The organism is Agaribacterium haliotis (genome assembly GCF_002312815.1).
Taxonomy (GTDB): Bacteria; Pseudomonadota; Gammaproteobacteria; order Pseudomonadales; family Cellvibrionaceae; genus Agaribacterium; species Agaribacterium haliotis.
Genome location: NZ_NKQJ01000010.1, coordinates 189,949 through 207,362, shown reverse-complemented (window position 1 = coordinate 207,362; position 17,414 = coordinate 189,949). Strand labels below are relative to the sequence as shown.

The following is a 17,414-nucleotide window of genomic DNA, read 5'->3' as shown; positions in this document are numbered from 1 at the left end:
GAATTATTTATGGGGCTGCGCAAAGACTTGTTAGCGGCGTAAACTAAAGAAAATTGCGGTTATTACTTGAAAGCGCGAAATACTGAAATCTATTGCGGCCGAGATTCGGCCGCAAACTGTGCTGGTTAATTTTCCAAACAAATAACAACAGCAGCGCTGTAGGCCTTCCAGTAAACGGGGATGACATATGACCTGAGGTCTTTGGGCATGTGAATATGGCTGGGCGAGCCTTCAACAACTACCGGTACACTGATCATAAATTCTTGCCCAAATTGAGCCCGCGCATTGCCTGCAATCGTATTGGCGACCTCGCCAACAAGATCTAAAACGTAATCCATAGATGTATCTTTTTCACCAATAGATAATAACAGGTGCGTAAGCAAGGCTTTGGGGGCGGTAAAATAGACGGTGCCGCGATAGGGGCCGCTGACTCCGATGATGCCAGTAAAGTCAAACGCAGCAGGGCTGTTGTTCTCAATTAAATACGGCGTGCCTACTTTGACATCTTTATCTGATGTGTGTTGAAAATAGTTCAGTGCGCCGTCAATAAATACTTGTAACGTTGATTCTGACATATTACACCTCCACCAGTTCTTTTAATGCTTCAGAGAGTTTTTGATCGTCAAAGGGTTTTGTTAAAAAACCCTGAGCGCCGCGCTCTAGTGCTTCTATGCCCGTGCTTTTATCTGAGAGAGCAGATATCACCAGTATTTTTACCTCGGGGTTTAAATTAATGAGATGGCTAATGCACTCGATGCCATCCATTTGTGGCATGGTCAAATCCATAGTTACAACATCCGGCTGCAACTGGTTGAACTGTTCAACAGCTTCGGCACCGCTGGCGGCACTGCCGACAACAGTGAAGATTGTATCGTCGTGTCCGCGTTCTATTTTTCGGCGGATAACATTTGAGTCATCGACGATAAGCATTTTTAATGGGGCTGTCATACCGTGTACTCCTTACGCAGCTGCAGAAGCTTGTTTTTGTGGGGGGAGGGTAATAGTGAACTGACAATCAATGCCGGAGCGACTGCTAATTTTAAGCCTGCCGTTATGGGCTTGAACTCGGCTGCGGATAACGTCCATGCCGACGCCCCTTCCTGCATCGTTACTTAGCTTGTCTGCAGTGGAAAAACCTGGCTCAAATATCAGGCCGAGAAGTTTCTTATTGCTCCAGTTCGCGAGGCTATTCTGATCCCACTGCCCACTTGCAGCTGCTTTATCTCTGATCTTATCGTAATTGATGCCGGCGCCATCATCGTGGATGCTGAGCTCTATCTCGCCGCTTGGCATGGTGCAGAGCCTGGCGTCGATACGACCACAGGCATTTTTATTGCGAGCTTCACGAAGTTCTGGCTTTTCAATGCTATGTACTAAAGCGTTGCGGATAAACTGAATGCAAACATCATTGATGAGGCTTTCGGTTGCCTCATCGAGGTCAGCTTCGTTAAACCCTGTGATGACTAATTGTGCCTGCTTTTGCTCACGCTCAGCTACGTTGTAACAGAGTTTGGTCAAATGCTGCCAGCGGCTAGAGTCGCTGTGATTTTTAGGCGTGTTTTTATTGTCCGAGCTCATAACAGAAAAGCTAGCAAGCTTTTCAGCGATTTCTTGTACAGACTCGGTATAGCGAATGAGGTTTTCTAAGTGCACCGCAAGCTTGAGAAAATCATTGCCGCCGACTTTGTTCTTAGTTAGGGTTTGTTGAATATCGTCTTCAAAACGATTGGCGAGGTCGGCAAAGTTGTCGAGCTCCAGTGCAGATGCATCACCTTTGAAGTTGTGAACTTCTACAAAAATTTCGTTGAGTTTTCTCGACATTGACGAGTCGGTACGACCCTGATCTTTGAGTACTTCGTTGATCTTACTGAAACTATCAAAAGCATCCTGAATAAAGCGTTTAAGGGTTTTGGGCTCCGTGTGCAAGATGCTTGTTAAGGTTTCCATCTGTTGTTCGGAGCGTTCTTTTTCTTCGGCTAGTTCACGAGCAAGCTCTACGCTTCGGGTAACATCGGTTACGGTTACCAATACAGTATTTTTGTTTTCTTCGCCTGCAACGCGGCTGAAATCAAAGCTTAGGTAACGAGTGCTGTAGCCACCTTCTTTATCGGGGATGTTGAGTTCGACTTCAGTAAGTGGGTTGAGGTCTTTGATAAGATTGTCTTTCACATTTGGCCTAAATAATAAACCGACAAAACGTTCAGCTGTTTCTAAGTCCTTACTTTTAACTAGGTCGCCAATAAGTTCTGAAAAGCTAATGCCAGATACTTCTTTTCCGCCGAACATCTCTGATAGCTGACCAGAGTGTTGGTTACCGAGGCGAAGGTCTTCATCGAGAAGAAATAAACCCTCGCTCACCGTGTTTAATATTTCGGTTGTCTCTTGACGTGCCGCTTCCAGCTTGCGGTCATTTGTTCGAAGTTCCCCGAGAAAGTGGAACAGAATAAACAAGAAATTAACGATGGCGAGGCTGATGCCGCCAGTTTGAATATAGCGCAACGTTTGCGCCTGGCTTGTTGCGATACTTTCGAGTTCAACAGTAAGGCTGTTCATCAAGCTAAGCAGTTTTAAATTGTTGGCATTAGCGTAGCTAATGGCGGGCCCGAGGGCGCTGTAAAGCTGTTGCTCACTATCTGCTTGTAATATTTGTTGAATCTCTTTACTCAGCGGCTGCCAAAGTTCTTTGGCCTCGGCAATGGCTTTGATGGCCTTGGGCGAGCTAACGGCTTTAAGCTCTACTTGCTCTCCCGCGGCACCAGTGGTGTAGCCACCCTGCTCAAAGGCAGTGAGGGTAGAGCTAAATAGTTGATAGCTCATTTCAAGCTCGTTGATGGCTGTTGCTTCGGCCTCAGACTTCACGCTTGCGTTATCAATGGCATAGAGGCTCTTTACTGTTCTCTGCGTCAGCATTCGCTGCCTACCGGCAAGGTTTACGCCGACAGCATCGTCCGCGATCTTAAAAGAGATATAGAAATTTAGCGTAAGTACTGACGCATCGAGAAAAAGAAATAATGCTATTGAAACAACAATGGCACGGTATTTACCAAGGGCAGACCACATAGAACTCTCCTGCAATCAAACGCAGCAGGGCGGCCATCCCTGGCTGCAAACGAAGTGGGTATAGCTTGGGTTTAGCATATGAGGAAAATTGCGCTTAGCGCCGTTTAAGAGAGTTAAGCCCTATTATTTGCCGATGCAATTGTATTTCTACTTAATGCCATTTTATGGTGCGATTTACGCTTGGCCCTGGTGCTTAATTAAATTTTTGTGGCGCCTATTTCTTTCTTTTTGTGGTAAAGAGTGACACTTACTATCAAAGGGAATGCTTATTGGGTTTTTAGCTTTTTTTTTAATATCTCAAAAATAATGTGCTTAGAAGGGTGCGGCTTTGTAGTTGGGAAGCTGACGGCCGGCTGAAATGACTGCCTGGTAAAGCTAGGTTTATTCTTTAGCAGAACCTTAACTCTCGTTTGGTTGCGTTAATAGCTTCTTGTAAGCGCCATAGTTTTCGGCGTTGTAACCTAAACTGATTAGTTTTTGCTTGGCTATTTCAGCCCGGCGACCGCTGCGGCAGTATAAGCGAAGCTCAGTGTTTTTGTTGAAGTTATGTTGTTCCACTCCCTCGATAATACGACTGTATTCAATGTTTATGGCTGTTGGTAAATGTCCCGAGCTAAATTCGCTTGCGCTTCGCACATCGACCCATAGATAGTCTTGTGCAAGGCTTGTTGAGCTAATCGTTAGAACTAAACAGGCGACTAGTGGCAGAGCCAATGGCTTTATTAGTTTATACACAATGAAGCCTTATTATTGATACATGCAGTTTAAAATAAAAAGGCCGGCTCGCGGCCGGCCTTCAGCAGAGGTGGTTGAGCAGTTATTGCCAACCCTCGACACCTTCCATATCGGGCAGGCGATGGGCGATACCTTTGTGGCAGTCGATACAGGTCTTTTCTCCAGCGGCGAGTGCGGTACTGTGCTGAACGGCAGCGCGTGGGCTTTGTTGAGTAAAGTCCATGTATTCAAAGTCGTGGCAGTTTCTACACTCGAGTGAATCGTTAGCTTTTAATCGCGCCCATTCGTGCTGAGCAAGCTCAAGGCGCTTTTCTTCAAACTTTTCACGGGTATTGATGGTGCCGAAAATCTTACCCCAAACTTCTTTAGACGCTTGCATTTTCCGGGCAATTTTATTTGTCCATTTATGCGGTACGTGGCAGTCGGGGCAGGTTGCTCTGACGCCGGAGCCGTTACTAAAGTGCACGGTGTACTGCAGTTCTTCATAGACGTTGTTTTCCATTTCGTGGCAGCCAATACAAAACTCTTCGGTATTGGTAACCTCAAGCGCGGTGTTAAAACCACCCCAGAAAATAATGCCCGCGATAAATCCGCCGAGTGTCAAGAACCCGAGGCTGAAGTGCATGGAAGGCCTGTTGGCGACCTTCCAATATTCCTTAATTAACTTGATCACGGTTTGTACTCACTATTGTTTGATGACTGTTTTGATGTCTTCAAATTCGTTCTCGACCAAGTCTTTGCGCTCAACCTGAGGCACATGGCATTGAGTACAGAAGTAGCGACGCGGGCTGACATCGGCGAGGAAGTTGCCGTCTCTATCCATAAAGTGAGTGACGCTGATCATGGTTGCCTGAGAGTCACCGACCATGTCCCTCGCGTGGCAGCTCAGGCATTTATTGGCCTTTAGATCGACTTGGTAATTGTCGATCTTGTGAGGAATCATCGGCGGTTGCATCGGGTAGGCGCGAATTTCTTTGACGTCGGTATTGCTGACGTTTTGCATAGGCGCAGGGTTTGTGCTGACCTCATCCAGCGGAGTGCCTTGGCGCAGTGTGGCAATCTCGTTGGCGTAGAGCAAAACCGAGAACAAGGCGCTGCTAAGGGTGGCTAAGATTAGTAACTTTTTCATTATTCTTCTCCTTAAACCTTAGAAATTTTCACAGCGCACTTCTTGAAGTCGGTCTGTTTAGAAATGGGGTCGGTCGCGTCGAGAGTGACTTTGTTGATCAGCTGGCGAGCATCAAACCAGGGCACAAAAATAAGACCTTTAGGTGTTTTGTTGCGGCCTTTGGTTTCGACACGGGTGATGATATAACCTCGGCGCGATTCAACTTTTACTTTATCTCCCCTGCGTAAACCGGCGGCTTTGGCATCATCTGCATGCATGTAACAAACCGCATCAGGGTAGCTTTTATAAAGCTCGGGGACACGCTGAGTCATCGAGCCGCTGTGCCAGTGTTCTAGTACGCGGCCAGTACACAACCACAGCGGGAATTCATTGTCAGGTGCTTCGGCGGGTGGCTCATAAGGCAGAGCAAAAATCAGTGCGCGGCCGTCGGGTTTACCGTAAAACTGAAAGCCCTTGCCTTTTTCGACATATGGATCACTGCCTTCGCGGAAGCGCCACAGGGTCTCCTGGCCGTTGACTACGGGCCAGCGCAGGCCGCGGGTATTGTGGTAGGTTTCAAATGGCGCCAGGTCGTGAGCTTTGCCGCGGCCAAATTCGGCATACTCTTCAAATAAACCTTTTTGTACGTAGAAACCAAAATCTTCGCTTTCGTGGTTGCCGTAATTTTTGTTCAGCTCTTTGCTGCTGAATTTATTTACCTGGCCGTTAGCATAGAGCACGTCAAATAGCGTTTTGCCTTTGTATTCAGGCTTTTTAGCTAGCAAATCTGCAGGCCACACTTCTTCTACCTTGAAGCGCTTGGAGAACTCCATGATTTGCCAGAGATCGGATTTTGCTTCGCCCGGGGCATCAATTAACTGGTGCCAGAATTGGGTGCGGCGCTCGGCGTTACCATAGGCGCCTTCTTTTTCAACCCACATTGCTGTCGGCAAAATCAGGTCGCCAGCTTGTGCGGTGACGGTGGGGTAAGCGTCAGAGACAACAATAAAGTTTTCCGGGTTGCGATAACCAGGCAAACCTTCTTCGAGCATATTGGCCGCAGCTTGCATATTGTTATTGCACTGAACCCAGTAAACGTTCATAACGCCGTCTTTAAGTTGGCGGTTGTGCAGCACGGCATGGGCGCCCGGCTTGGCATCAATGGTACCTTCGGGCAGCTTCCACATTTTTTCGGCAATGGCGCGGTGTTTGGGATTAGCAACAACCATGTCGGCCGGCAAGCGGTGGGCAAAGGTGCCTACTTCGCGTGCGGTGCCGCAAGCTGAAGGTTGGCCGGTTAGGCTGAAAGGGCTATTGCCGGGCTGAGCGATTTTGCCTGTAAGCAAGTGGATGTTGTAAATCAGGTTGTTCATCCACACACCGCGAGTGTGCTGGTTGACGCCCATGGTCCACAAGCTCATGACCTTGGTATTTGGGTCGGCGTATGTTTTGGCGAGTTTAAGCAGCTTGTCTTCGCTAACGCCAGAAAGCTCGCTGGCTTTTTTAACGTCGTATTCAGCGACAAAAGCCTTAAATTCGTCGAAGTCGATAGGTGATGAGCCGCCGGCCTTATCTGCATTTTTGGCGGCTTTTTCCCTCGGGTCTTCTGGCCTCAGGCCGTAGCCGATATCGTTATTACCTTTGACAAACTTGGTGTGTTTTTTAACAAAATCCCAATTTACGGCATCGTTTTGAATAATGTAGTTGGCAATATAGTTGGCAATCGCCAAGTCACTTTGTGGCTCAAAGATATAACCTTCATCGGCGAGTTCAAAGCAGCGGTGTTCATAGGTTGAGAGTACATTGACTTTGACATGCGGGTTGCTCAGGCGGCGGTCGGTAATGCGTGTCCACAGTATTGGGTGCATTTCCGCCATATTTGAGCCCCAAAGCACAAAAGCATCGGCGTTCTCAAAATCGTCGTAACAGCCCATCGGCTCGTCGATGCCAAAGGTGCGCATAAAACCGGCGACAGCAGATGCCATACAGTGGCGCGCGTTGGGCTCAATATTATTGGAGCGGAAACCGGCTTTCATTAATTTAACAGCGGCGTAGCCTTCCCAGACTGTCCACTGGCCTGAGCCAAACATGCCCAGCGCACTGGGGCCTTTGTCTTTCAGTGCGCCCTTGTACTTCTCCGCCATGATATCAAAAGCTTGATCCCAGCTAATTGGAGCAAAGTCGCCGTTCTTATCAAATTTGCCATCTTTCATTCGCAAAAGTGGCTGGGTCAGCCTGTCTTCGCCGTACATGATCTTTGACAGGAAATAACCTTTGACACAATTCAGGCCGCGGTTCACCGGGCTTTTTATGTCGCCGTGAGTGGCGACTACACGGCCATTTTTGGTGGCAACATTAACCGAGCAGCCGGTACCGCAGAAACGGCACGGAGCTTTTGACCAGGTCAACTGGCTGTCGCTTGAAGACGCGATCAGGTTGGCGGCTTGGCTGGGCACGGTCATACCCGCGGCGGTTGCAGCGGTGGCCAGAGCTTGGTTTTTAATCAGAGTACGTCGGCTTAATTTCACGCAAGTTTCTCCTCGAGGGCGTCGTTAGCTTCGGCGTGGTGGTAAATCATTGAAACTGAAACGACGCCTTGCTGCTGTTGAAGCTCATCTATAAGTTTTTTTGTTTTATGAAGGCTGGGCAGTTCGAATACTGCAATAGCTTTGCCTTCGGTTTCTTGATCGCGGTGGAACTCCGCGTGGTCATAGCTCTCTACGTAGCTTTTTAACGCTTCTGCAGCTTCGGGTTGAAAGTGCAGGATGACACTGCTGATGTGGGTTTCGCCCATGTTTAAACTCCCGGAGGGCCAAAAATAAGCTGGCTCATCCAGATGCCAAAACCCAGCGCGCCAACAAGCGCAACACTTAAGGCTGGAAACAGCACGACGGTAATGAAGAGAAAGGAGCGAAGCTCCCGTCCACGGGTGATTTGATCGGTCTCTTTGTTCATTTGCCTTCTCTTTAATTTGTAGTTTTTGCCTGAGAGGCGGAGTCTTCAGTCTAGCAACAGCCGTGTTACAAGACCGAGATAGGGCCCATTAGAAAGCCGTCGCCAAAAATCACTTTGACTTGAATCAAAATAGCAAAGGGCATGGCTTTTGTGGTTGTTTTATGTGCCAAAACAACACGCACAGATGGTTTAAAGGCAGGCTTGTTTAGATAGGAGAGATATTAAGCAATAAAAAAGCCCGCATGCAGCGGGCTTTTGTGTGTTGGGTGCCAATGCCAAGGCTTAGAAAGTCCAGCTTGCACCGAGTGATGCGTAGTCGAGGTCGACGTCGTCAGCTAAATCAAATAGCTCGTACTCGGCACGCAGAGCAATCGAGCCAATTTGGAAACGCGCACCAATGCCGTAAGCATCTTCGGTGCCGTCCACGTCGGAAATGTCACTGTCTAACTGGGCAAAGCCGTATTTGGCAAATACGCCAAATGGGCCAAAGTTAAACGCACCCAAGGCTGAAGCGGCCAGAGCAGTCGACGAGTAATCTTTTTTATCGACACTGATGGCGCCGAGGTCGTAGTAGCTAACTTCAGCTGCGATATCAAAAAAGGGTACAAGGCCGAAGTTGTAACCGCCAAACACTTTATAGCTGGTATCTGTTTCATCGAGGTCGCCACCGGAGTTGACAACATCGTAAGATGAAGATGCCAGCGAGGCGCCGATGTAAAGACCGCTATCTTTGCCGGCCAACGCACTGTTAGCCATAACCAACAGGCCGGTTGCGGCCATGACTGCTGTAATTTTTTTCATATTTCCCCCAAAAGGCAGGCTGTTGTAGTGGCCGCATACTACCACGGCTTGCTTACGGTTCTATGAAGTGCTTATAAAAATATCGTTTGTGCTTAAGAGTTCGTTGTTGCTGTCCACATGTTGTAGAGCTCGTCGCTGCCGTCGATAAGCATTTGCATGCCGATCACGGCGAGTATCAGCCCCATCAGGCGGGTGACGATTGCCAGGCCGCCATTACCTAATTTACTGACGATGCGCTGGCTATTGATAAACGCAATGTAGGTGATAAAACACAGGCAGGTAAACGCTAAGATGCTGCCCAGGACATTTTGCCAACCGCCGGCGCTGTAATTCATTGCTGTGGCTATGGTGCCGGGGCCGGCCAATATCGGCACGGCAAGTGGCGATATTGCGATGTCGCTGTGTTCTTGGCCTTGCTGTTGCTGGTGCATTTTGGCGCTGGTGCCGTGCAGCATTTGGTAGCCGACCACAAAGATTAAAATACCGCCGGTCAAGCGCAAGGCTAATAGGCTGATACCAAACAAATCAAAAATGAGCTTACCGAGCAGGGCAAAACAAACGACTATGACAAAACAAATATTCAGTGAACGCAACGCGATTTGACGCCGCTCGTCAGCGCCTTGGTTTGAACACAAGCCGAGGAAAACCGCGGTATTGGCAATCGGGTTCATGATTGCAAAAAATCCAAGAAACACCGTGATCAGGTGTTCGATATCAATAGTCATGGTTCGCAGTTCGCTTGCTTTAATGGCACGAAGTTATTGTGTTTTAGTTGCAGCCGATGGTTTGGCTTCGAGTTGGTCCACGCTTGCAAGAGCCGCAGCGCAGTGATCGCCGGTTGCGGTTGCGCGATCGAGCATGCCCTGCGCCAGCAGTGATATGCCGCCGGTCATCACTGCGGCACCGCCGCTTAATAATACGCCTTTTTTGTTTAGGCCTATCGACGGCGACGCAAGTGTTCCGGCCAAGCGTACAAAAGGGGTGACCAGCATATCGGCACTGACACCAACACCTTTGCGCGGCTTGGTATTAAATTCAATATTGATTTTTTCATTGTTTAGGTTGACGTTACCGCCGCCGACTATGATTAATTTATCGCTCTGGCCGAGCATGCTATTGATATCGGCTTTGCCATTGTTAATATCCAGGGCAAATACCGTGCACTCCCACTGGGTAAATTTTTCTTTTTTGGCAAAGGGGTTAAGCGCACCGACCAACTGGGCAACAATATCGCCGGAGAAACGTCCGAGTAAGTTGTTGTCTATCTGGCCTTTGCCCTGGGTCAGCACAACATTGCCGTTGCTGTTCTCGCCTAGCTTGCGCGGGCTCTCACCCTCAGCCCTCAGGTCTATGTGGATATTTGTAAGTGGGCTTTGCAGCTCACTATTTGATACCAGCTTGTAGCTCAAATCACTGATGACGGTATAAAGCTCTACGCTTGGAACCTGGTCTTGATTAACTTTTAAATCCGTTACCAGCTCACTATTTTTAGGGCCGGTTAAATTAGCGTTGAGCTTTAAATTTCCCTGCTCTAGTTCGGCATCAAGCTTAATCTTACTCAGGGTGTTCTGTGCAATGATAATCTCGTTAATGCGAATGGTGGCGTCGGCGTTCACTTGTTTTAACTGTTGCCAAGGCAGGGCTTCGTCTTTTAGCACATAATGGGTGTCTGTTGTGTTGGGCGGCGGCGTTGCCGTCTGCGGCGCTGTATCGGATTGCCCGGCCTCTGCCGATTTACTACTATCAGCACTTTTATCTTGCCACGGCTCAAGTACAATATTTTCGATATCGGCATTAAGTTTAATGCGCGGTACTTGCTCAGCTTGATAATCCAAACTGAGGCTGTTGATTTTACTCTGTGCAATTTCTCCGCTATCAAGCCTTAGGCTGCTTAGCTGCTTTTCTTGGCTAAAGTGGCCGCTGAGCTTCACAGCTTCTTCTGGCAGGTCTGGGTAAAGCGTTTTAAGTGAACTGCCGCTCAAGTTAAAGTTGAGTTTGATCTTTTCAGCGACCTCACCATCGAGCTTTGCTTTCAGTGTTGGCATGCTTAGCTCAAGTTGATTAATTTTTTGCTTGTTGGCGAGGATATCAATATTCGTATTTATGGCGAGTGTTTGCTTGGGCAGTTGTTTTATACCCAGTAGTGCACCGAGCTTGTAAAGGCTATTTAGTTTGATTTCGCCACTGACGTTTTCGCCGGAGAGCTGTAGATTAAAAGCAAGGTCTACATCATCCTGCAGAGCGTGACCTTGCAGTTGCAGTTGCTGTTTTTCAAAGCGGTGTTTTAACTGTAATTTAAGTGGCTGCTCACTGTGTAGCAGCTCTTGGCCAAATTCCTCAAGCAATTGACGGCTGGCTATGCTTACGTCACTGCTACCGCTGCTGTGTACCTGCTGTAATAGCTGGCCCGCCTGCCCTTCAGAGTGCAATTGATGGTCATCGACGTTCACCTGAAGTTGGTAGTCAAAATTATCGCCGCGGCTAAACGCACTAATATCGTTGATGTCGAGCTTGGCGGTAATCTTGTGTTGGTTTGCTGTTGTCTTTAAATCGAGCTGGTAGCTGTTTTCGTCGGGGAAGCTAAGCTCAATTAAATCGAGCTCCAAATCAAGCAGGCTCTTGCCCTGGCGATAGATATGGACACTGCTGTCACTGAGCTCTAGTTTTTCAAGCAGCAATGGCCACTGGCCACTGTTGCTCGGTGTTTTTTCTTTTGGCGCTTTAGTTGTGTCTTTTGCTTTTGCTGAATCGGTAAACTGATAATTGTTTTTACCGTCGCCATTGTATTCGATATTGACCTTAAGGCCTTTAACGTAGAGGCGGTCAATAATGGCGGTGCCGCGAAACAGCTCGAAGTACGATGCAGAAAAGTCGAGCTGCTGCATTTGTAACAGCTCTTTTTGGCTGGCCCAGCTCGGGTTTTGAACGCTGAGGCCCTCTACTCTAAGGGTTGGGCGCGGCAGTATTTTTAAACGTGCGGGGCCGTCTATGCGTACTTCCCGGCCGAGTTTGTCGCTGGCATAGGCGGCAATTTGTTTTTTAAAGTGGCCAAAGTCGATCAGGAAAAGGCATAAAATAATGATGGCGACGACAGTCGCGAGCGCGGCCAAGCAAATCAGTAAAATTCTTAAAAGCGGTGCTAAGCGCTTGTTAGTTTTAGGCGAGGGGCTTGATGGTGTATTCGTCTCGGTATTTGATGCCGTACTCATGCCTTAACTCCGTGGCATTTATCAAGCCTTGAAGGTTAGCACTATGACGGCTTGGGGCCAATGATGTTCATGTTACACTGCGGTCATTTTTGGCGCAGATAATTATAGCGGGAAGATTCTTATGGGCTTTAGCAGAGCTGGTGCGCCGTCCATTACAAGCTGGTTGTCACTGTGGCTGTGCAGCGCAATTGCTGTCTTGGTGTGTTTGCTGCTGGTGCTTGAGTACCGGAACTCAAGTCAATACATACTTAAGTCGAGCCGCCTTGAAGCGCAAGGAATTATTGCCGACGTCGACTTGCAAATAGAAGAGCTGTTATCGAGTGTTGAACATTCGGTACAGACTTTTGCCGCACTGTTCCCCCAAAACGAACTCAACGAAGATGCTCTGCGCCAATTATTATTTTCGTATTTGCGCAGCAATGCTGAATTATTTGGCGCCGCCGTGGCTTTAAACCCCGAGCACCCGTGGGTAGAGCGAGCCATGTCTCCCTACGTCTACCGCCAGGCCGGCGCGCTTGAGTATAAAAACCTTGCCAACAACAATTACCGCTATCGCCAGCAGAGTTGGTTCAGCGAAGTTCAAACAAGTCTTCAGCCGTACTGGAGCGAGCCCTATTTTGATCGCGGCGGCGGCGATGTGTTAATGGCGACGTATTCCGTGCCGGTACTGACCGAGCTCGATGGTCAGCAGCAACTGCTGGCGGTATTGACCTCCGACGTAGAGCTCAAGCGTTTGCAGCAGATCGTTAGCCAGATAAAGCTCGGTGACAGTGGTTTTGGCATGTTGTTCAGCCGTCAGGGCAGGGTAATTAGCCACCCGGATAGCTCCTTACTGATGCGGCCTTTTGCCTCGGTGGCGCCAGAGCACAATCGCGAAGCTTGGCTCGCCGCTGAAGCGGAATTATTAATGGGCCAGCAGGGCATTTTGAATCTGCCTTGCCCGCAGCGGCCGGTCTCGTGTTTTGTTGCCAGTAAAACCTTGAGCGAAAGCGGTTGGCCGATGATGATTGCATTTCCCGAAGATGAGATGTTTGCCCCGCTCAACGCCTACCTTTGGCGCTTGCTATTGGTGGCATGTTTGGCCCTGGTGGTGGTGGTGGCGGTGGTCTGGCGCATTATTGCGTCACTGACCAAACCTTTGGCCTCTCTTGCTGAGCACACCCAGCGCATAGGCGCCGGCGATCTTAAGGTTCCGATTGATGTTAAAGCGACATCGCGAGAAGTGCTGCAGCTGAGCGATGCGTTTGTATCGATGCAGCGGCGCCTGCGTGAGTATCTCGACAACCTACAAGCTGAGACAGCGCTGCGCAGCCAGTTTGAAGCGGAACTGAGCGCAGCCCGTGATATTCAGTTAGCCCTGCTCGCCGGTACCGAGGGCCGTTACAGCCAGAGTTTTGATGGCGCTGCGCTGTGGGCGCACTTGATTCCGGCTCGTCAGGTCGGTGGCGATTTGTATTTTATCCAGCACAAGCCTGGCAAAGTATTGGTCGCGGTGGGCGATGTCAGCGGCAAGGGCATGCCGGCCGCACTATTTATGGCGCGTACCTTGACCTTGATGTCAGCGCTTGGCCATCAGGGCCTCGGCCTGGAAGCTCTGCTTGATAGCCTCAATAAAGAGCTGTGTGAGGACAACGACGAGTGCATGTTTGTCAGCTTAATTGTCGCCGAGCTTGATACCGACAGTGGCGAAGTTTCTGTGCTTAGTGCCGGGCACCCCGAGCCGATATTAATTGGCCGCCAGAGCCAGCCTCTGGAACTCGATGGGGGGCCGGCGCTCGGCCTCTACGATGGTGCTATCTATCGCAGCCAGTCCTTTCAGTTGGGCGAGGCTCAGCAGTTGTTGCTCTACAGCGATGGTATAGATGAGGCATTTAATGCTTCTCAAGAATGTTTTGGCCTGCCGCGCTTGCTACAGCATTTAAATGCTGAAGCTTTAAATGCCCCTGAAGCCAAAGTGGGCGCGCGTGGTGAGGCGCTTTATGACGCGCTTGAGCAGTTTTGCGCCGGCGCCGCGCAAAACGACGATCGCACCGCCCTGGTTTTGCAGTGGCGCCCCCCCAGCGCATTTGTTTCGGCACCCGAGTTGACGGTCTGCAAGGATTTCATTGCTCTCGACCCGGGCAGCGCTGAATTAACGGCCTTTTTGGTGGCGGTGGAGAATTGGGCGGTGCAAGTTGGTGCAAGTGATACGGCCCAGTTTGCGCTGAAGCTGGTTGCAGAAGAGTTATTTATGAACTGTCGCCACCACGCCAAAGCGCAATTTGACCTGCTGCTGGCGGTGGACGAGCGCGAGTTAGTGCTTGAATATAGGGATACCGGCCCGGCCTTTGACCCACTGCAATACCAGAGTTCTGCCGGTGATGACGGGCAAATACAAATTGGCGGCCTGGGCTTGGGTTTGATAAAACAATTTAGCCGCGACCTGAGCTATTGTCACCGTTACAATAAAAACATACTGAGCCTCAGGCTCGGTTTAGATTAATCGTAAGTTAAGGATAAGATCATGCCTTTGAGTACCAGAGTAGAGCCGTTGACTGAAGCTGGCCTGTTGCGTGTGCACCTCGGTGGTAGCCTGGACGGCGACACCGCCAAAGAGTTGGATGTGCTGGTAAATACGCAAGTGCCGGAGACCGTTAAAACCTTGGTATTTGATATGGCCGAGCTCGAGTACATCAGTTCAGCGGGCCTGCGCTCGATTTTTATGGCCCTGAAAAAGCTCCAGCTTCACGGCGGCAAAGTAGCGGTGGTTAACCGCAAAGCTCATATTGAAAAAGTGTTTGATATTGTCAAAGCCATCCCCGATTTGCAGATCTTTGCCAGTTGGGAAGAGATGGACGCCTACCTTGACGCCATGCAAAGCAGTCGCGACTAGTGTCATCAGGTCCCGATCAACAAGCTAACACTTTGTGCTGCCAGTCTGCGCTTCTGTGATTTGCTCGCTGGGACTGCTTCTATGCAAGTGTTCTAATGCGCTAGAAATTTTTTTGTGAGAATAGAATGTCATCAGTAACTGCGCAGCTCGGCACCAGTGAGGGCGAGCTCAGTTCGGTTTTTGTCAGCGGCTTTGTTCGCCCCGGCTACGATGAGCAACAGGCTCGGAAGTGGCTTAGAGAGCGTTTACAGCTTAACGAACAGGGCCTTGCGACACTGCTCGGCGGCCGCCCCGTGTGCATAAAAAAAGCCTTGCCGAACAGCCGCGCGGAACAGCTGCGCCAAGCTTTTGAAGCTCAGGGCATTGCTGTCGAGCTTGTCGTTGCAGGTGAATCACCGCCGGCTTCGACACCGGACACAGCGGAGCAAACTGACGCCGCGCCGGAAAAGGCGCAGCTTGAACCGGGCCAAACTGAACTAGACCAGGCTGAACCGGGCCAGGCAGAAAAGGCCCGGGCCAAAGCATCTACAGCGGCACTAGCCGCGCCCGCGCAAGCCTGCCCTGTCGACCTGACTCAGCTGCAGGCTCTGCCCAAGCCCCTGCCGGCAGTGCTCGCGAGCTTGGCGATGCTCGCTGCCAACATCACTTTAACTGGTGTGTATTTGCTGCTGCTGGCGCTTTTGCCGCTGTGGGCGCTCGAGCGCCTGGCGGCACCGCTGTTTGCCGAGACTTTTTCGCTGGCGCCTTATCTGCTGACGTCTGTTTTGCCCGCACTGTTCATGTTGGTTGTTTTTGCCATTGTTTTGCGCCCGCTATGGGCCGCCAATGGTAAGCCGCACAGCGCTGAGCTCAAGCTCAACCAGGGCCAGCAAGGCAAATTTATCGCCAGCTTGAAAGCCGTTTGTGATGCTTTGTTGATGCCGGTACCAGATGTCATCGAACTCAGTGGTGAAATTCAAACGCAAGCCAGTTACCGCTGCACACTGCTGCGCTTCTGGCAGGGCAGCTATCAACTGCGTTTGAGTTTGCCGCAGCTGGCCCAGCTGACGCACGCGCAAATGGCCTGTGTGCTGGTGCAGCAGCTCGCGCTGCTGCGCAACCCGGTGCAGGCCTTGGCCGACGCGAGTACTAAGGCTTTGCAGTCTCGCCTGGCAACAAGTACGGATTTTTTTGATGACAGCGAGCGCCCGGCCAGCGGTATTGTCTCGCGTGTGAAAAAAATCTATATGAATGCGACAGCGGGTTTATTTTCAAATCCACTGCGCTGGTATGAATGCTTGCTTCGAGCCTGGCAAAGGCCTCTGCTTAAAGCTGCCGATCGCTCTGCGATTGCGATAGTCGGCTCGCGCGAATTTTCTCAGTCTTTGTACCAGCGTTTGTATTATGAAGCAGCCTGGGAGCTCTGTGCTGAACAAGTATTCCAGGAAGTGAATAAGCCTCAGCTGGTCGACAGTATTGCCGGGCTAATCGCCCATCATCTCGACGAGTTGAATACTTTGCAAAAACGCAAGCTCGACGAGGCGCTGGAGTCGGGTGAAACCCGTGTGGCTTTGGCTTTTCCGAGTGACCGCGATCGTTTGGTGATGGCAGAGGAGCTCGACATCGAAGGTTTGGCCTGGCCAAAGCAAGCTGCGGCTGAGCTTTTTTCCCGCTGGTCCGAACTCAATCGCCAGGCCAGTCTCGATTATTACCATGGTTTTGGTTTTACGCCCGACGCCGAGTCGTTGCTGGGGGTGAGACAGTTCGCCAAACAGGCGGTCAAAGAGAAACTTCGCGCTGACTTTATCAACCAGTACTTTAATCGCTGGTTTGAAGAGCGCGTTTTTTGGCGTATTCCGAGTGCCGATTCGATCGCCGGCCTCGGTGAGCAAGAGCTGCTTGAGCAGCTGAATTTGTGTAACGACAGAGTGCGCCATCACACGGCCGACTTTTTAAAACTAAAGCAAAACTACAGTGCAATTAAAAATAATTTTCTGAAGTTTGCTATTGCCAGTGAAATTCGCAAGGCGGGTTATCAGTTTGACCCCGACGAACTTGCCTTTAGCGACGAACAGTATCGCTATCTTGATGAATTTCTAAAAGAGGCAAAAAAAGATTGGTCCGCATGGCTGACCGCCAATAACAAACTCTGCAGCTTGATGGGCAAGCGTTTGTTGCTCGCTTCGATATTGCAGCGCGACGGAGCGCGCAGAAAAAGAGCCATCAAGTTGTTGCAAATTCTAAGCGGCGTTAGTTCGCTGGGAGTGAAACTGCGCGAACTGCAGCTCAAGCGAGCGTATCTGCCCGTGCTCGAACAGCGCATGAAAGACAAGGGCGAAGACAATCACAAAAAACGTATTGAACGCATTTGTAAAGAGCTGCTGCTAACTTGCGATAAAGCGCTAAGTGGCATGGAAAAATATCCCTGTCTGATTGATGAGGAGTACGATAACTTGGCCGCGCGTATTCGCAGCCGCTTAAAAAGCAAACCCAGCTTAGAAAAGCTCGATATTGATGCAGTACAGGAATACTTTTTATCGTTTTACAAAGCGCTTGGTGAATGTAATCGTCAGCTCAATGCGCAGCTGGGCATGATCTGCCAGCAGGCCGAGCAACAGCGAGGTATTAAGCCTGTGCGAATTGAAGCAAATAACTACGAAAGCATTTCTGACTAATAGTTGCTCGCTGCTAAGGC

At 49.9% G+C, this 17,414-nt stretch carries 15 protein-coding genes; 3 read left to right on the top strand and 12 right to left on the bottom strand.

The features are described from left to right. Positions 1-125: 125 nt before the first annotated feature. The 12 genes from CFK45_RS13125 to CFK45_RS13070 form a co-directional block, all read right to left on the bottom strand. Positions 126-575: a chemotaxis protein CheX gene (locus CFK45_RS13125; protein WP_096086898.1), complete on the bottom strand. Its 450-nt coding sequence runs from the start codon at positions 573-575 to the stop codon at positions 126-128. A 1-nt stretch (position 576) separates the two neighbouring features. Beyond that, complete coding sequence (locus CFK45_RS13120) at positions 577-948, bottom strand: response regulator (RefSeq protein WP_096086897.1); 372 nt, start codon at positions 946-948, stop codon at positions 577-579. Between the two features lie 12 nt (positions 949-960). Beyond that, on the bottom strand, positions 961-3,060 hold the full coding sequence (locus CFK45_RS13115; protein ID WP_096086896.1) for an ATP-binding protein: 2,100 nt from the start codon (positions 3,058-3,060) through the stop codon (positions 961-963). Between the two features lie 399 nt (positions 3,061-3,459). Then, positions 3,460-3,795, bottom strand: a complete 336-nt coding sequence (locus CFK45_RS18915) for a rhodanese-like domain-containing protein (RefSeq protein WP_158224700.1) — start codon at positions 3,793-3,795, stop codon at positions 3,460-3,462. 82 nt (positions 3,796-3,877) lie between these two features. After that, positions 3,878-4,468 carry a cytochrome c3 family protein gene (locus tag CFK45_RS13105; protein WP_096086894.1) on the bottom strand — a complete coding sequence of 197 codons (591 nt, stop codon included), beginning with the start codon at positions 4,466-4,468 and terminating at the stop codon, positions 3,878-3,880. Between the two features lie 12 nt (positions 4,469-4,480). Beyond that, a complete protein-coding gene (locus CFK45_RS13100; RefSeq protein WP_096086893.1) occupies positions 4,481-4,924 on the bottom strand; it encodes a nitrate reductase cytochrome c-type subunit in 444 nt (147 codons plus the stop codon). An 11-nt stretch (positions 4,925-4,935) separates the two neighbouring features. Further along, the gene (gene napA, locus CFK45_RS13095) at positions 4,936-7,431 is read right to left on the bottom strand and encodes a periplasmic nitrate reductase subunit alpha (protein ID WP_096086892.1); all 2,496 of its coding nucleotides are present in this window, start codon (positions 7,429-7,431) and stop codon (positions 4,936-4,938) included. Further along, entirely contained in the window at positions 7,428-7,697 is a 270-nt protein-coding gene (locus tag CFK45_RS13090) for a chaperone NapD (protein ID WP_096086891.1), read from the bottom strand. Before CFK45_RS13090 ends, napA begins: the two co-directional genes overlap by 4 nt. A gap of 2 nt (positions 7,698-7,699) precedes the next feature. Beyond that, entirely contained in the window at positions 7,700-7,858 is a 159-nt protein-coding gene (locus CFK45_RS13085; RefSeq protein ID WP_096086890.1) for a periplasmic nitrate reductase, NapE protein, read from the bottom strand. Positions 7,859-8,140: 282 nt separating this feature from the next. Further along, positions 8,141-8,659, bottom strand: a complete 519-nt coding sequence (locus CFK45_RS13080; RefSeq protein ID WP_096086889.1) for an outer membrane beta-barrel protein — start codon at positions 8,657-8,659, stop codon at positions 8,141-8,143. Between the two features lie 92 nt (positions 8,660-8,751). Then, complete coding sequence (locus tag CFK45_RS13075) at positions 8,752-9,384, bottom strand: MarC family protein (protein ID WP_096086888.1); 633 nt, start codon at positions 9,382-9,384, stop codon at positions 8,752-8,754. 33 nt (positions 9,385-9,417) lie between these two features. Further along, positions 9,418-11,868, bottom strand: a complete 2,451-nt coding sequence (locus tag CFK45_RS13070; protein ID WP_096086887.1) for an AsmA family protein — start codon at positions 11,866-11,868, stop codon at positions 9,418-9,420. A 121-nt stretch (positions 11,869-11,989) separates the two neighbouring features. Here CFK45_RS13070 and CFK45_RS13065 point away from each other — a divergent pair, with 121 nt between their 5' ends. From CFK45_RS13065 to CFK45_RS13055, 3 genes are all read left to right on the top strand, one after another. Continuing rightward, positions 11,990-14,350: a SpoIIE family protein phosphatase gene (locus CFK45_RS13065; RefSeq protein WP_096086886.1), complete on the top strand. Its 2,361-nt coding sequence runs from the start codon at positions 11,990-11,992 to the stop codon at positions 14,348-14,350. A gap of 21 nt (positions 14,351-14,371) precedes the next feature. Further along, positions 14,372-14,740 carry an STAS domain-containing protein gene (locus CFK45_RS13060; RefSeq protein ID WP_096086885.1) on the top strand — a complete coding sequence of 123 codons (369 nt, stop codon included), beginning with the start codon at positions 14,372-14,374 and terminating at the stop codon, positions 14,738-14,740. Positions 14,741-14,865: 125 nt separating this feature from the next. Next, positions 14,866-17,394 (top strand): hypothetical protein, encoded by a 2,529-nt coding sequence (locus tag CFK45_RS13055; protein WP_096086884.1) that lies wholly within the window; start codon positions 14,866-14,868, stop codon positions 17,392-17,394. Positions 17,395-17,414: the final 20 nt, after the last annotated feature.

What these genes read in the sequence shown, in the direction of transcription:
- CFK45_RS13065 (WP_096086886.1), top strand. Translation starts at nt 11,990, where the DNA reads ATGGGCTTTAGCAGAGCTGGTGCGCCGTCCATTACAAGCTGGTTGTCA.
- CFK45_RS13115 (WP_096086896.1), bottom strand. Translation starts at nt 3,060, where the DNA reads ATGTGGTCTGCCCTTGGTAAATACCGTGCCATTGTTGTTTCAATAGCA.
- CFK45_RS13125 (WP_096086898.1), bottom strand. Translation starts at nt 575, where the DNA reads ATGTCAGAATCAACGTTACAAGTATTTATTGACGGCGCACTGAACTAT.
- CFK45_RS13070 (WP_096086887.1), bottom strand. Translation starts at nt 11,868, where the DNA reads ATGAGTACGGCATCAAATACCGAGACGAATACACCATCAAGCCCCTCG.
- CFK45_RS13055 (WP_096086884.1), top strand. Translation starts at nt 14,866, where the DNA reads ATGTCATCAGTAACTGCGCAGCTCGGCACCAGTGAGGGCGAGCTCAGT.
- CFK45_RS13060 (WP_096086885.1), top strand. Translation starts at nt 14,372, where the DNA reads ATGCCTTTGAGTACCAGAGTAGAGCCGTTGACTGAAGCTGGCCTGTTG.
- CFK45_RS13090 (WP_096086891.1), bottom strand. Translation starts at nt 7,697, where the DNA reads ATGGGCGAAACCCACATCAGCAGTGTCATCCTGCACTTTCAACCCGAA.
- CFK45_RS13100 (WP_096086893.1), bottom strand. Translation starts at nt 4,924, where the DNA reads ATGAAAAAGTTACTAATCTTAGCCACCCTTAGCAGCGCCTTGTTCTCG.
- CFK45_RS13075 (WP_096086888.1), bottom strand. Translation starts at nt 9,384, where the DNA reads ATGACTATTGATATCGAACACCTGATCACGGTGTTTCTTGGATTTTTT.
- CFK45_RS13080 (WP_096086889.1), bottom strand. Translation starts at nt 8,659, where the DNA reads ATGAAAAAAATTACAGCAGTCATGGCCGCAACCGGCCTGTTGGTTATG.
- CFK45_RS13120 (WP_096086897.1), bottom strand. Translation starts at nt 948, where the DNA reads ATGACAGCCCCATTAAAAATGCTTATCGTCGATGACTCAAATGTTATC.
- CFK45_RS13085 (WP_096086890.1), bottom strand. Translation starts at nt 7,858, where the DNA reads ATGAACAAAGAGACCGATCAAATCACCCGTGGACGGGAGCTTCGCTCC.